This is a genomic window from Bradyrhizobium sp. TM233 (genome assembly GCF_036247965.1).
In the GTDB taxonomy this organism is placed as follows: Bacteria; Pseudomonadota; Alphaproteobacteria; order Rhizobiales; family Xanthobacteraceae; genus Bradyrhizobium; species Bradyrhizobium ottawaense.
Genome location: NZ_BTIG01000004.1, coordinates 21,878 through 36,566, shown reverse-complemented (window position 1 = coordinate 36,566; position 14,689 = coordinate 21,878). Strand labels below are relative to the sequence as shown.

The 14,689-nt window shown below is 65.4% G+C and carries 9 protein-coding genes; 7 read left to right on the top strand and 2 right to left on the bottom strand.

From position 1 onward, the window contains the following. Positions 1-45 precede the first annotated feature (45 nt). A complete protein-coding gene (locus tag AABA86_RS11265; RefSeq protein WP_338306765.1) occupies positions 46-3,108 on the bottom strand; it encodes a ribonuclease E/G in 3,063 nt (1,020 codons plus the stop codon). Between the two features lie 705 nt (positions 3,109-3,813). Between AABA86_RS11265 and AABA86_RS11260 the strand changes: the two genes are divergently transcribed. From AABA86_RS11260 to AABA86_RS11230, 7 genes are all read left to right on the top strand, one after another. Beyond that, a complete protein-coding gene (locus AABA86_RS11260; protein WP_338306764.1) occupies positions 3,814-5,109 on the top strand; it encodes an N-acetylmuramoyl-L-alanine amidase in 1,296 nt (431 codons plus the stop codon). 253 nt (positions 5,110-5,362) lie between these two features. Next, a complete protein-coding gene (locus AABA86_RS11255) occupies positions 5,363-7,873 on the top strand; it encodes a penicillin-binding protein 1A (protein ID WP_338306763.1) in 2,511 nt (836 codons plus the stop codon). A gap of 113 nt (positions 7,874-7,986) precedes the next feature. Further along, positions 7,987-9,118 (top strand): peptide chain release factor 2 gene (prfB, locus tag AABA86_RS11250; protein ID WP_338306762.1). Its coding sequence is split into 2 segments (ribosomal slippage): positions 7,987-8,055 and positions 8,057-9,118, totalling 1,131 coding nucleotides; the frame shifts between segments, so codons are not numbered across the junction. Positions 9,119-9,120: 2 nt separating this feature from the next. Beyond that, on the top strand, positions 9,121-10,002 hold the full coding sequence (locus tag AABA86_RS11245; protein WP_338306761.1) for an NAD(P)-dependent oxidoreductase: 882 nt from the start codon (positions 9,121-9,123) through the stop codon (positions 10,000-10,002). Positions 10,003-10,016: 14 nt separating this feature from the next. Beyond that, a complete protein-coding gene (locus AABA86_RS11240; RefSeq protein ID WP_338306760.1) occupies positions 10,017-10,886 on the top strand; it encodes a DMT family transporter in 870 nt (289 codons plus the stop codon). Between the two features lie 80 nt (positions 10,887-10,966). After that, positions 10,967-11,878, top strand: a complete 912-nt coding sequence (locus AABA86_RS11235) for a DMT family transporter (RefSeq protein WP_338306759.1) — start codon at positions 10,967-10,969, stop codon at positions 11,876-11,878. 108 nt (positions 11,879-11,986) lie between these two features. Continuing rightward, positions 11,987-13,222: an ABC transporter substrate-binding protein gene (locus AABA86_RS11230; protein WP_338306758.1), complete on the top strand. Its 1,236-nt coding sequence runs from the start codon at positions 11,987-11,989 to the stop codon at positions 13,220-13,222. Positions 13,223-13,250: 28 nt separating this feature from the next. On the opposite strand, the gene AABA86_RS11225 is transcribed toward AABA86_RS11230, so the two are convergent. Next, positions 13,251-14,603, bottom strand: a complete 1,353-nt coding sequence (locus AABA86_RS11225; RefSeq protein WP_338306757.1) for a peptidoglycan DD-metalloendopeptidase family protein — start codon at positions 14,601-14,603, stop codon at positions 13,251-13,253. Positions 14,604-14,689: the final 86 nt, after the last annotated feature.

Here is a 14,689-nt window from a genome sequence, read left to right as displayed (position 1 = left end):
AAAACGCCCGGCTTGACCCGGGCGTTTTCTCTTGAGTGTTCGGCTTTATTCACCGCCGCCGAAGCGGCGCGACCACCACCCGGCGCGGCGTGGGGCCGCCGGCGTTTCGCTTGCCGGTTCCGGCGCGGGTTCAGCTGCCGGCGGGGCGGCCGGCTCAGTCGCCTGCGCAACCGGCGCTGCCGGCTCGCTCGGGCTGCTCGACAGGAAGCTCACTTTTTCCCGGACCGTGGAGCGGCGCCGCGCGGCCTTGTCGTCGGCGGGCTCTTCCTCCGCGGCAATTGGCTCGGGCTGGGCCGGCGCCGCCTCGGTCTGCACCTCGGCGCGCGGCTCGGGCTGCGAGAGTTGTGGCTCGGCGGTGTGCTCGGCCTGCGCGATCGAGGGCGCAGGCTCGCCGCTGAAGCCGTCGAAATCGGCGACGGCGTCGGACGCTTCCGACGGCTGACTGGCACCGAGTTCGTCGCCGATCGAGCCGGCAAGACCTTCCTCGCCGCTGCCACGCCGACGGCGTCCGCCACGGCGACCACGCCGGCGGCGGCGATCAGCGCTGCCCTGCTGCTCGCCGCGGGCTGCCTGTTCCTCGCCTTCCTCGCCATCCTGCTCGGACTCGGCATCCTCCTCGCCTTCGCCGGCAGCAACCGCCGCCTCGGGAAGGGTCGGCGCGGTATCCTCGCGAAGCTCGCCATCGCGCGGGCCGCCGCGACCGCGACGACGCCGACGGCGCTTGCGGCGCTGGCCGTCCTGCTCGGAAGCGGCATCGCCTGCGGTCTGCTCCTCGGCGAGACCTTCGGTCTCGTCGGTCTCGACCTCGGATTCGGTTTCCGGATCGAACTCCTCGTCGTCATAAGCTTCTTCGGCCAGCGGCGGCGGGCTTGCGGCCGCCTGCGCCGCCAGCAGTGCCTTGGCGGCTTCCAGCGTATGCACCTGCTCGCCGCGGTCGATGAGATAGGCCTGCGGCCCGCTGACGCTTGCGTCGGCGATAACCGACAGCGTCACCTTGAAGCCGTTCTCGAGGTCGCGCAGATGGCCGCGCTTGTGGTTCAGCACATAGAGCGCGACGTCGGTACGGGTGCGGACCACGAGATTGTGGGTCGCGCCCTTCATCAGGATCTCTTCGAGGCCGCGCAGCAGTTGCAGCGCCACCGAAGACACCGAACGGACATGGCCGGTGCCGCCGCAATGCGGGCACGGATCGGTCGAGCTCTCGAGCACGCTGGCGCGGATGCGCTGGCGCGACATCTCGAGCAGGCCGAAATGCGAGATGCGGCCGACCTGGATGCGCGCCCGATCCTGCCGCAGGCAATCGGACAGCTTGCGCTCGACCGCACGGTTGTTGCGCTTCTCGTCCATGTCGATGAAGTCGATGACGATCAGGCCGGCGAGGTCGCGCAAGCGGAGCTGGCGGGCGACCTCTTCGGCCGCCTCCAGATTGGTCTTGAGCGCGGTGTCCTCGATATGGTGCTCGCGGGTCGATCGTCCCGAGTTGACGTCGATCGAGACCAGCGCCTCGGTCTGGTTGATCACGATGTAGCCGCCCGAGCGCAGTTGCACCGTCGGCGAGAACATCGCATCCAGCTGGCTCTCGACGCCCATGCGCGAGAACAGCGGCTGACCGTCGCGATATTGCTTCACCGCGCTGACATTGGCGGGCATCAGCATCTTCATGAAGTCGCGGGCTTCGCGGTAACCGGCTTCACCGGCAACCGAGATCTCGTCGATCTCCTTGTTGTAGAGGTCGCGCAGCGAGCGCTTGATCAGCGAGCCTTCCTCGTAGACGAGGGTCGGGGCCTGCGACTTCAGCGTCAGGTCGCGCACCGTCTCCCACATCCGGATCAGATATTCGAAGTCGCGCTTGATCTCGGGCTTGGTGCGGGCGGCGCCGGCGGTGCGCAGGATGATGCCCATGCCCTCGGGCACGTCGAGATCCTGCACCACTTCCTTCAGGCGCGAGCGGTCCTGAGCGCTGGTGATCTTGCGGCTGATGCCGCCACCGCGCGCGGTGTTCGGCATCAACACGGCATAGCGGCCGGCGAGCGAGAGGTAGGTGGTCAGCGCCGCGCCCTTGTTGCCGCGCTCTTCCTTGACGACCTGCACCAGCATCACCTGACGGCGCTTGATGACCTCCTGGATCTTGTACTGGCGGCGCGGGCGGAAGGTGCGCTCCGGCACTTCCTCCAGCACGTCGTCGCCGCCGACGGATTCAACGACTTCCTCTTCGGCTTCCTCGCCGTCCTCGTCGTCGTCCTCGTCGTCTTCGCCGGTTGTTTCCGCAGCCTCGGCTTGCTGCGCCTCGGCGCTCTCGCCCGCCGCGTACACGGCATCGGCCGGCTCAGCGGCGGAGGTCACGGCCTCAGCCAGAGCTTCCGCATGCGCTTCGGGGGTGGCGGTCTCCTGCAGCTCGGCAGCGACCACGGGCTCGGCGCCAATGGTTGCGACGGGCGCGGGCGTCTCGTCGGCGTGATCGTGGTCGTGATGATCATGCTCGCCATCGTGACCATGGTCATGATCGTGAGCGTGATGGTGCCCGTACTCATGGGCATGATGATCGTCATGATCATGGTCGCCATGATCATGATCGTGGTGATCGTGAGCTTCGTGCTCGCCGTGATGCTCCGTATCGGCGTGCAGATGCTCGCCTTCGTGCAGTGCACCCTCGGCGTGCTCCGACAGCGCCGCGCCTTCGATCGGCTGGGCCGCGGGATCTGCGCCTTCGACGATGTCGCTGCGCACGCGCTCGCCATGACTGCGGCGGCGGGAATTGCGATGGCGCGAGCGGCGGCGGCCGTGGGAGCGGTTCTCGCTCTCTTCCTCGGCCTCGCGATGGGCCTGTTCCTCGGCCTCGATCAGCGCCTGCCGGTCGGCGACCGGGATCTGGTAGTAGTCGGGATGGATTTCGCTGAAGGCGAGGAAGCCATGGCGGTTGCCGCCATATTCGACGAAGGCGGCCTGGAGCGAAGGTTCGACCCTTGTGACCTTGGCGAGGTAGATATTCCCGCGCAGTTGCTTGCGTTGCGCGGTCTCGAAATCAAACTCTTCGACGCGATTGCCGCGGACCACAACGACCCGGGTCTCTTCCGGGTGGGTGGCATCGATCAACATCTTGTTGGGCATGTCTTAACTCTTGGCGGCGGCGGGCGCGATTCACCGTGGGCGCGAGTTGCGCTGCCGGGTGACGCGACGGTCCACCTGATTCGGGGGTGAGGGGAAGGCCGAAACGCCGTCTCTCGCGCCTTGCCGAACCGGAAGCTTCAGGATCAAGGCGGCGCGCGGGATTTTCACTCCGCAGCGTCGCGAATGATCCTTCAGAATTCGTCGGCACAGTCTGGCGCATCAAGCGTCGGCCCGTATGAAACACTGGGCGGCGAGGCCGCCCTTCAATCAGTTGCTGCTGGCCAGGCATGGCGCGAGCGCGCTCGCCTTGGGGATCACGAACCGCTCCCTTGGGATCAAGGGACCGGGTAATGGGTTACGTCGCTGTCAGAACTGTCCCGGTAACGCGAGAGGTAACCCAGGACCGTCCGCCGCCGGCGCTTGACCCGCTCCACCTCGCTGCCGCGCACCGCGCTGGTCTTAGAGGGAAACGGAAAACGCTGGAATTCCCAAACCTTGAGAGTTCCGGCGCTGCACCGGGAGGCTGAATGCGACACAACCGGAAATATCGGCCGTCAGCATTCCGTACATACGAGGAATGAGCCATCGGTGCAAGGGAGCGTCGCACGGCGGTCACAGTCAGCGAGTTTCGCGTTTCTGTCATTAAGGATCGATTAACCCTGTGGTTCTATTGCGTTAAAAGGGCTGCTCGGAGGCACGGAATCGGTGGCGAGCCGCACAAATCAACGGGTTTTGCTGGGATGCGCGCTCCTGTGCGCCGCGGCGTTGCCGTGTGCCGATTCCTCGCGCCTGAGCGCCGCGGAAAGCCAGCCGCAACCCACTGTCGCGGTAGCGAATTTTCCAGTCGCCTCGGCCGCCCGGCTGGCCGGCGATGGCAAGCAAACCCGCTTCATTCTCGACATCGACCAGACCGTAACCTTCCGTGCGGTCACGCTCGCGGACCCGTACCGGGTCGTCGTTGACGTCCCGCAGGTCAATTTTCAGCTGCCCGCGGGCACGGGGGCTGGGGGGCGCGGCCTGGTGAAGGCCTTCCGCTACGGGCTCGTCATGCCCGGCGGCTCGCGAATCGTGTTCGACCTGACCGGACCGGCCAAGATCGCCAATTCCTATGTGCTGGAGGCGGCCAACGGCCAGCCGGCCCGGCTCGTGCTGGAGCTGGAGGAGGTCGACCGGACCGCCTTCGTGCAGTCGCTCGCACCCGAAAATCGCCCCGAGCTGCGGCCCACGATCGCCGAGGCGCAGCCCGCAACGGCTCCCGCGACGACGGCGCCGGACACAGCGCAGCAGAAGAGCGATGGCCGCCCGGTGGTCGTGATCGATCCCGGTCATGGCGGCATCGACAACGGCACGCAGTCGAGCGGCGAGAGCGAGAAGAACCTGGTGCTGGCCTTTGGACTGGCGCTCCGCGACAGGCTGGAGAAGGCCGGCAAATACCGTGTGGTCATGACGCGGAACGACGACACCTTCATTCCCCTCAATGACCGGACCAAGGTCGCCCGGAATCTGAAGGCGGCCTTGTTCGTCTCCATTCATGCCGATGCGCTGCCCCGTACCGAGGGCGATGCGCAGGGCGCGACCATCTATACGCTGTCCGACAAGGCGTCCGACGCCGAGGCCCAGCGGCTGGCGGACGCCGAAAACCGGGCGGACGCGATCGCCGGCTTCAACCTCGCGGAGGAGCCGACCGACGTCGCCGACATCCTGATCGACCTCACGCAGCGGGAAACCCGCACCTTTTCAAATCGTTTCGCGCGTCTTCTGATGGGCGAGATGAAGTCGACGGTGCGGATGCACAAGCATCCCCTGAAGTCGGCGGGCTTCCGGGTCCTGAAAGCGCCTGACGTGCCCTCGGTGCTGGTCGAGATCGGTTATGTCTCCAACAAGGGCGACCTCGAGCATCTGGTCTCCGAAGGCTGGCGGTCCAAGGCCGTGGGCTCGATGGCGCAGGCCATCGACGGGTTCTTGACCAAGCGGCTGGCCACGGCGGGATCGTCAAATTGACGACCCGGGGATCGTCGAATTGGAAGGGTTTTTCCGTCCCGCCGCAAAAGCCCTAGTTTGGCCACAGCGGGCGCTTTATAAAAACGCCGCAGGGGGTTCCGGAATCGGAGAGAATCCCGCTCGGCAAGCGTCTAAAGTCCGGCACTGATGGTATTGCGTAAGCCGGTGAATTGGTGACGTGAAGGTTGGCCCCTGTTTGGGTGCCAAGGGGCTGATACTGAGCTGATCCAGAGATTGAACGGATAAACACATAATGCGCTTGCTGGTGCGGTTCATGGGCTTCCTGTTCGCCGCGGGAACGGTGGTGTTCCTTGTCGGTGTCGGGGCCGTGGCAGGCCTGATCTGGCATTTCTCCAAGGACTTGCCGGACTACTCTCAGCTTCAGGATTACGAGCCGCCGGTGATGACCCGCGTGCACGCGGTCGATGGCTCGCTGCTCGGCGAATACGCCAAGGAGCGACGGCTGTATCTGCCGATCCAGGCGGTGCCGAAGCTCGTGATCAATGCGTTCCTCGCGGCCGAGGATAAGAATTTCTACGAGCATGGCGGCATCGACTACACCGGCATGGCGCGCGCGGGCGTGGTCTACATCCAGAATTACGGCTCGAACCGCCGTCCGCAGGGTGCCTCCACGATCACCCAGCAGGTCGCCAAGAACTTCCTTTTGACCAATGAGGTCTCCTTCGCCCGCAAGATCAAGGAAGCCTTGCTCGCGATGCGGATCGAGAAGACCTACTCGAAGGACAAGATCCTCGAGCTCTATCTGAACGAAATCTATCTGGGCCTCGGCGCCTACGGCATCGCGGCCGCTTCGCTGGTCTATTTCGACAAGTCGGTGAACGAGCTGACGGTGGCGGAAGCGTCCTATCTGGCCGCGCTGCCGAAGATGCCGGCGACGCTGCATCCGGTCCGCAACCGCGACCGCGCCATCGAACGCCGCAACTACGTGATCGACCGTCTGGTGGAGAACGGCTGGATCAAGCAGGCCGACGCCGACAAGGCGCGCAAGGAGCCGCTTGCCGTCACCAACCGGTCCAACGGCGCCCATACCTTCGCCGGCGAATATTTTGCCGAGGAGGTCCGCCGCGACATCTTCGAGCGCTATGGCGAGAAGAAGCTGTATGAGGGCGGTCTGTCCGTCCGCACCACGCTCGATCCGAAGATCCAGGTCATGGCGCGCAAGGCCATGGTCTCGGGCCTCGTGAACTATGACGAGCAGCAGGGCTATCGCGGCGCCATGAGCAAGCTCGATACGTCGGGCGATTGGGGCGTGAAGCTCGCCGAGATCAAATCGCTCTCCGACATCTCGCCATGGCGCATGGCGGTGGTGCTGGAGACCAGCGACCAGTCGGCGCGCATCGGCTTCCAGCCGAGCCGCGAGCTTGGCGGAGCCGTGAGCAAGCAGCGCGAAACCGGCATCGTCACGGTGGACGGCGTGCGCTGGGCGCGGGCCGTGCAGGGCGGAGCCAAAGGCAAGACGCCGACGGCGGTGTCGCAGGTGCTGCAGCCCGGCGACGTCATCTATGCCGATCCGCTCTATAAGGACGGCCAGCCTGTCGAGGGCCAGTACCGGCTGCGCCAGATCCCCGAGGTGTCCGGCGCGATGGTGGCGATGGATCCCTGGACCGGCCGCGTGCTCGCGATGGTCGGCGGCTTCTCGTTCGACCAGAGCCAGTTCAACCGCGCCACGCAGGCCTATCGGCAGCCGGGCTCGTCGTTCAAGCCGATCGTCTATTCGGCGGCGCTCGACAACGGCTATACGCCCTCGACGGTCGTGCTCGACGCCCCCATCGAAATCGACCAGGGGCAGGGCGCCGGCGTGTGGCGGCCGGAAAACTTCTCCTCGGGCAAGTTCCAGGGACCGGTGACGCTGCGCAACGCGCTGCGGCAGTCGCTCAACACCGTGACGGTGCGGCTGGCGCAGGATATCGGCATGCCCCTGATCGGCGAATATGCCCGCCGCTTCGGTGTCTATGACGAGCTGCCGAACTATCTGTCCTACGCGCTGGGCGCCGGCGAGACGACGGCGATGCGCATGGTCACGGCCTACTCGATGCTCGCCAATGGCGGCCGCCGCGTGAAGCCGACGCTGATCGATCGCATCCAGGACCGCTACGGCCACACCATCTTCAAGCACGACCAGCGCGAATGCCGCGGCTGCGACGCGCCGGGCGGCTGGAAGAACCAGACCGAGCCGCAGCTGATCGATCGCCGCGAGCAGGTGCTGGATTCCATGACCGCCTATCAGATCACCGAGCTGATGGAGGGCGTGGTGCAGGCCGGTACCGCGACCGTGGTCAAGGAGGTCGGCAAGCCGATCGCCGGCAAGACCGGCACCACCAACGAGGCCAAGGACGCCTGGTTCGTCGGCTTCTCGCCGGACGTCGCCGTCGCCATCTATATGGGCTACGACAAGCCGCGTGCGCTCGGTAAGGGCAACGCCGCGACCGGCGGCCATCTGGCAGCGCCGATCGCGCGCGATTTCCTCAAGCTTGCGCTCGCCGACAAGCCCGCCGTTCCGTTCAAGGTGCCGGCCGGCATCAAGCTGGTCCGCGTCGTCGCCAAGACCGGCATGCGCGCAGGTCCCGGCGAGACCGGCGGAACCATCCTCGAAGCCTTCAAGCCGGGCACGGCGCCGCCGGACAACTACTCCGTCATCGGCGTGGCCGACGCCGACGGGCGCGGCGGCGGCATGCCGGCATCGCAACAGCAGCAGCCGGATTCCGGCTTCTTCATGCGGCCGGGCACCGGCGGGCTGTACTAAGGCTTAGGACAAGACGGTCGTTTGTCGCAGCGGCGGTTGCGCTTTGCAGCCGCCGCCGCTACATCCCCATCTCGAATTGCACGCGGAACAATTCCGCGAGACCAGAGAACGACATGCGCGCCGAAATCGAACGGTTGGTAGAAGAGATCAAGCAGTCAGTCGGGCTGCTGAGGAGGCATCTTTGACGTCGAGAAATCGACGGCGCGCCTCGCTGAGCTGAACAAGCTCGCAGAAGATCCCAATCTCTGGAACGATCCCCAGAAAGCCCAGAAGCTGATGCAGGAGCGGACCTCGCTTGAGGATTCGCTCTCTGGCATCGGCAAGGTCGAGCAGGAGCTCGAAGACGACATCGGCATGATCGAGCTCGGCGAGGCCGAGGGCGATGCCGGCGTCGTCGCCGAAGCCGAAGCCGCGCTGAAGAACCTGAAGATGGAAGTCGCGCGGCGCGAGCTCGAGGCGCTGCTGTCGGGCGAGGCCGATCGCTTCGACTCCTATCTCGAAGTCCATGCCGGCGCCGGCGGCACCGAGAGCCAGGATTGGGCGCAGATGCTCTTGCGCATGTACACGCGCTGGGCCGAAACCCACGGCTTCAAGGTCGAATTCCTCGAAGAGTCCGAGGGCGAAGAGGCCGGCATCAAGTCCGCCACGATTCAGGTCTCAGGTCATAACGCCTATGGCTGGCTGAAAACCGAAGCTGGCGTGCACCGCCTCGTCCGCATCTCGCCGTTCGATTCCAACGCGCGGCGGCACACCTCGTTCTCGAGCGTGCAGGTGTTTCCGGTCATCGACGACAGCATCAAGATCGACATCAAGGAAGCTGACGTCCGCGTCGACACCATGCGCTCGGGCGGCGCCGGCGGCCAGCACGTCAACAAGACCGAATCCGCGGTGCGGCTGACGCACATTCCGACCGGTGTCGCGGTGGTCTGCCAAGCCGGCCGCTCGCAGCACAAGAACCGTGCCCAGGCCTGGGACATGCTGCGCGCGCGCCTGTATGAAATCGAGCTGAAGAAGCGCGAGGAGAAGGCCGCCGCCGACCAGGCCGCCAAGACCGACATCGGCTGGGGCCACCAGATCCGCTCCTACGTGCTGCAGCCCTATCAGATGGTGAAGGATCTCCGCACGGGCGTGCAGACCTCCGACACATCGGGCGTGCTCAACGGCGAGCTCGACGACTTCATGGCCGCGACCTTGGCACAGCGCGCCTTCGGCACCACTGGTGCCGACATCGAGGACGTGGATTAGCGATGACACGCGTCGCCTTCATCGGGCTTGGACGGATGGGCCATGGAATGGCCGGCCGTTATCTCGATGCCGGCTTCACGGTGACGCTGTGGAATCGCAGCAAGGCCAAGGCTGAAGACCTGATCGCGCGCGGCGCGCTTTGGGCGACCTCGCCTGAGGACGCCGCGATCGATGCCGACGCGGTCGTGACCATGGTTGCCGATGACGAAGCCTCGCGCGCGGTCTGGCTCGGGCCGAAGGGCGCGGCCAAGACGGCGAAATCAGGCACCATCGCGATCGAATGCTCCACCGTCTCCTATGACCATGCCCGCGAGATGGGCCGCGAGCTGAACGCGCGCGGGCTCATCTATATCGACTGCCCCGTGACCGGATTGCCGGATGCGGCCGCGGGCGGAAAGCTGACGCTGCTGGTCGGCGCCGATGCTGCCGACCTCGAACGCGCGCGGCCGTATCTGACGCCGATCGGCTCGACCATCCGCCATTTCGGCGCGGTCGGCGCCGGCACGGTCTACAAGCTCATCAACAATCTGATGGGCGCGATCCAGATCGCCGGCCTTGCCGAGGGCCTCGCGATCGCCGAGCAGGCCGGGCTCGACATGAACCTCGTGCTGGACTCGATCCAGGCGGGCGTGGCCGCAAGCCCCCAGGTGCAGCGCCACTCCAAGCGCATGGTGGCCCGCGACTTCACCGGCGCGACCTTCACCGCAGCGCTGCGGCACAAGGATGCCGCCTATGCGGTGAAGCTCGCCGAGAGCCTGCTGGCCGACAAGCCGCTGGTCTCGCGCGCCGCGGTCGAGTCCTATGCGCAGGCGAAGGCGGCGATGCCGGATGATGATGAAGGCAGGATGATCGAGCTGGTGTCGCGGCCGAAGAAGCCGTCCTAGCCGGTCGCATCCACATGGGGCAGCCTCGTTCGGAACGCGGTCTTGGCATTGCCCTCGTCGTCGCCGCTGCGGTTGCCTGGAGCACGGCGCCGTTCTTCACGCGGCTGCTGCCGTTTGATCCCTGGACCATTCTATTCTGGCGCGGCGTGTTCGCCGGCAGCCTGATCACGGTGCTTCTCGTGGTGATGCAAGGCCGCGCCGGGCTGCGGCAGTTGCTGGTGCCGGGGAAGGCTGGCCTGCTCGTCGCGTCATTGTCCGCGATCGGAATGGTCTCGTTCATTCCCGCGCTGCAGATGACCGACGTCATGAACGTGGCGGTGCTTATTGCAACACAGCCGTTCGTTGCGGCCGCGCTGGCTTGGCTGTGGCTCAACGAGGCGGCGACGTGGCGCACGCTGATCGCGAGCCTGATTGCCTTTGCCGGCGTGGTGATTACGGTCGGCGGTGTGCGAGCCGGTGCCGATCTCGGTGGCATCGCGCTCAGCTGTCTGATGGTGCTCGCCATTTCCGCCATGACGGTGGTGGTCCGGTGCCATCGCGAGACGTCGATGGTGGCGGCAGCGGCGTTGTCGAATTTCATCGGGAGCCTCGTCAGTCTTCCGTTCGCTCACGACATCGCCCATGTCGGCGGGCATAACCTCGCGGTCCTCGCGATGTTCGGCTGCCTTCAGGTCGCGCTCGGACTGACCTTCTACATGCTCGGCTCGCGCCTGCTGCCGTCAGGACAGGCCTCCCTGATCGCGACGCTGGAAACACCGCTGATGCCGTTCTGGATCTGGGTGGCCTTTCGGGAGATCCCCGCCGTCCACGCGCTCGTTGGCGGCGCGTTGGTGATTGGGGCGGTTGTTGCCGATATCGCGGGCGATCGGCGGTCACGGGAATGATCTCGAGTAATTTTGTCGGAAACCGGGTGGCGAAATGTTCCGCGTTGTCCTAGGCGAGCAACTGCGCCGAGGTGACACCCATGCCCCCAACCGACAACCGGATCGACGCGCGCGACTGGTCGCTGCTTGCGGTGCTCTCGGTTCTTTGGGGCGGCTCGTTCTTCTTCAACGGAGCGGCTCTGCGGGAATTGCCGCCGCTGACGCTGGTGTTTTTGCGGGTCGCGCTCGGGGCGGCCATTCTGCTGCCGCTGCTACGCAGGCAGGGGATCGGCTTTCCCAAGCGCATGATAGGTTGGAAGCCTTTCGTTACGATCGGGCTGTTCAACAATGTCATTCCATTTTCGCTGATCGTGGCCGGGCAGACTTTCATCCCGAGCGGACTGGCGTCGATCCTGAATGCGACGACGCCGCTGTTCACGGTGCTCGTGATGGCGGCGGCGGGCGAAGAGGCCTTGGCGATGCGGCGCGTGGCCGGTGTGGGGCTCGGCCTTGCCGGCGTCATCATCCTGCGCGGATGGGGCCTCGAGACGAGGCCGGGGCAGGGGCTCGGCATCCTGCTCTGCCTCGGCGGCGCCCTCAGCTATGGTTTCGCCGCACTGGCGGCGCGGCGATTGCTCAAGGACTCTCCGCCGCTCGGCACGGCGACGTTTCAGCTGATGGCGTCGACGGTGATGATGGCGATCGTCGCCGGCGTGGTGGAGCAGCCTTGGCGTCTTCCGGTGCCGGGCCTCACGACCTGGCTCGCGGTGCTTGGCCTCGCGGGCTTATCGACGGCGCTCGCCTACATCGTCTTCTTTCAGATCATACGGCGCTCCGGTGCGAGCAATGTCATGCTGGTGACGCTGCTCATTCCCGTCACCGCCATCCTGGCGGGATGGCTGGTGCTGGGTGAGCCGATCTCGATGCGCGAAATCGCGGGCGCCATCGTCATCGGCAGCGCGCTGCTGGTGATCGACGGGCGCGTTTTGAATCTGTTGCGGCGCGTTACGTAAGTTCCGGCTTCGCCGTTTCACCGCGCGGAAAATCGCAGCGCTTGCCAGCCGCGAACGGCCTTGCGACACTCCCCCACAAAACAAGACTACAAAACAGGGGAGAGAACGATGCCGGGTCGTCGCGAAAGCCTTGCTGCCCTCGCCATGCTTGCTGCCGGAGTACTGGTCACGACACCGGTCTCGGCGCAGAAAAAATACGACCCCGGCGCCACCGACACCGACATCAAGATCGGCAACATCATGCCCTATAGCGGGCCGGCCTCGTCCTATGGCGTGATCGGCAAGACCGAGGCCGCCTATTTCAAGATGATCAACGATCAGGGCGGCATCAACGGACGCAAGATCAATTTCATCAGCTATGACGATGCCTATTCGCCGCCGAAGGCAATCGAGCAGGCGCGCAAGCTGGTCGAGAGCGACGAGGTGCTGCTGATCTTCCAGCCGCTCGGCACGCCCTCGAATTCCGCGATCATGAAATACATGAACGCCAAGAAGGTGCCGCAGCTCTTCGTCGCCTCCGGCGGCACCAAGTTCGGCGACCCCAGGAATTTCCCGTGGACCATGGGCTTCCAGCCGAACTATCAGAGCGAGGGACGCATCTACGCCAAGTACATCCGCGATCATTTCCCGAGCAGCAAGATCGCGGTGTTCTGGCAGAACGACGACGCCGGCAAGGACCAGTTCAAGGGCCTGAAAGACGGGCTCGGCGACAAGGCCAATATGATCATCGCCGACAAGTCCTACGAGGTCAGCGATCCCTCGATCGACTCGCAGATCGTGGCCCTGCACGATTCCGGTGCGGACATCTTCTTCTCTTGGGCCGCGCCGAAGGGATCGGCGCAGGCGATCCGGAAAGTCGGCGAGCTCGGCTGGAAGCCAAAATTCTTCCTGGCGAACACCGCGACTTCGGTCGCCTCGGTGCTCAAGCCCGCCGGGCTCGACTATTCCAAGGACATCATCTCGACGGTGTATCTGAAGGACCCGACCGATCCGACCTGGGACAAGGATCCGGCCGTGGTGAAATGGCGCGAGTTCATGGACAAATATTATCCCGACGGCGACAAGGCCAATTCCAACAACATCTACGGTTATGTCCAGGCCGAGGCGATGGCGCAGGTGCTCAAGCAGTGCGGCGACAATCTCACCCGAGAGAACGTCATGAAGCAGGCCGCGAACCTGAAAGACTTCCACACCGACCTGATGCTGCCGGGCATCATGGTCAACACCTCAGCCGACGACTACTTCCCGATCGAGCAGATGCAGCTGATGCGCTTCAACGGGCAGGCCTGGGAGCTGTTCGGCGACGTCATCACCGGCGAGGTCGGCCACGAGCGCAGCCAGTGATCATGCGCAGTCGCCTTTTGTCGCGGGCCTAGCCAGCGCTGAGACGCACGCCGGCGCGCAGGAACTTCTGCGGATCGACCGCTTCGCCCTCGATCCGGGTTTCGTAATGCAGATGCGGACCGGTGGAGCGACCGGTCGAGCCGACCAGACCTACGACCTGGCCGATCTTCACGATCTCGCCGACCCTGACGTTGATCTCGGAGAGATGGCCGTAGCGGGTCGAAAGGCCGTTGCCGTGGTCAACCTCGATCATGCGACCGTAGCCGCCGGACCAACCGGCGGAGACCACCTTGCCGTTGGCGGTGACGCGGACCGGATCGCCGGTGGCGGCGCGGAAATCGAGCCCGGTATGCATCGCGGGCCGGCCGAGGAAGGGATCGCTGCGGACGCCGAAGCCGGAGGTGAATTCGACCTCGCCGATGACGGGCTTGCGATAGGGCACCAGCGCCAGCGTGCGGTTGAGACGGTCCATCTCGGCCCGCGTGGTGTTGATGCGATAGAGTTGCTTCTCGAACGGTCCGGCATTGGCCGTCAGTTTGACCGGCACGAACGGTCCGCCCATCGCGGTGCGCGGCACGGCAGATTCGAGATTGGCGAGATTCAGGCCGAGATCACTGACCACGCCGCGCATCCGGCGCATGCGTGAATCCATGCCTTCCTCGACGGCGCTGAGCGCCGCCATCTGGCGACGCTCGACCTGATCGAGCGAGGTCGTGAGTCGGACCAGGACGTTGTCAAAACCCTGGTTCTTGGCGAACTGGCTGGTCGAGGGAGCAGCCACGGTCGGCGCGCGCGATTCGAGCCGCGCCTCACGGTCCGGCGGTGCCACGAAGATCACGGTGTCGCTGATCGGCGAGGGTTTTGGCGTGCTCTGGCTCGCCTCGCCGCGCTGCGGGGCCGCGCGGGGGATCGAGCCGGTCACGTCAGGCATGGCCCCAAGCGCCGTGGCCCGGGACTCCAGCGCCGTCTGGCGCTTCATGATCTGGTCGAGTTTCTGGTCGAACTGTTCCTGGTCGAGCAACTGGCGGCTGGTGGTGCGGTCGACCTTGGCGCGCAGCTCGGCGATGCGGTCCTCATAGGCGTATTGCATCTCGGCCTGGCGGGCGATCAGCCGGGTCAGGACGTCGTCACGGAACGCAAAATAGGTGGCGGTTGCCGCCGACCAGAGACCGAGCAGCACCACCGTGCCGACCACGATCCAGAACACCACGGGCCCGAAGCGAACCTGCTTGCCGGCATGGACGATGGTGTAGGCGTCGTCGGTGGCGGGAAGGGGAATCGCTGCGGCTGCCGCGAGGGCGGGACGGCGTTGGAAGGCCCGTCCGTGGTCGTGAGGATGATGTTGGGCGTACCGCGAGTATTGGGCAGAACTTTTCGACATCGGCACTCCCGCGCCGGTCGGATGAGTCCGTACGGCCTAATTGCCGCAGCAATCTGGGCCGGTCATGGTTAATTTTCCGGAAATGG

Coding starts and splice junctions, on each gene's coding strand:
- AABA86_RS11265 (WP_338306765.1), bottom strand. CDS start 3,108: ATGCCCAACAAGATGTTGATCGATGCCACCCACCCGGAAGAGACCCGG.
- AABA86_RS11255 (WP_338306763.1), top strand. CDS start 5,363: ATGCGCTTGCTGGTGCGGTTCATGGGCTTCCTGTTCGCCGCGGGAACG.
- AABA86_RS11245 (WP_338306761.1), top strand. CDS start 9,121: ATGACACGCGTCGCCTTCATCGGGCTTGGACGGATGGGCCATGGAATG.
- AABA86_RS11240 (WP_338306760.1), top strand. CDS start 10,017: ATGGGGCAGCCTCGTTCGGAACGCGGTCTTGGCATTGCCCTCGTCGTC.
- AABA86_RS11235 (WP_338306759.1), top strand. CDS start 10,967: ATGCCCCCAACCGACAACCGGATCGACGCGCGCGACTGGTCGCTGCTT.
- AABA86_RS11230 (WP_338306758.1), top strand. CDS start 11,987: ATGCCGGGTCGTCGCGAAAGCCTTGCTGCCCTCGCCATGCTTGCTGCC.
- AABA86_RS11225 (WP_338306757.1), bottom strand. CDS start 14,603: ATGTCGAAAAGTTCTGCCCAATACTCGCGGTACGCCCAACATCATCCT.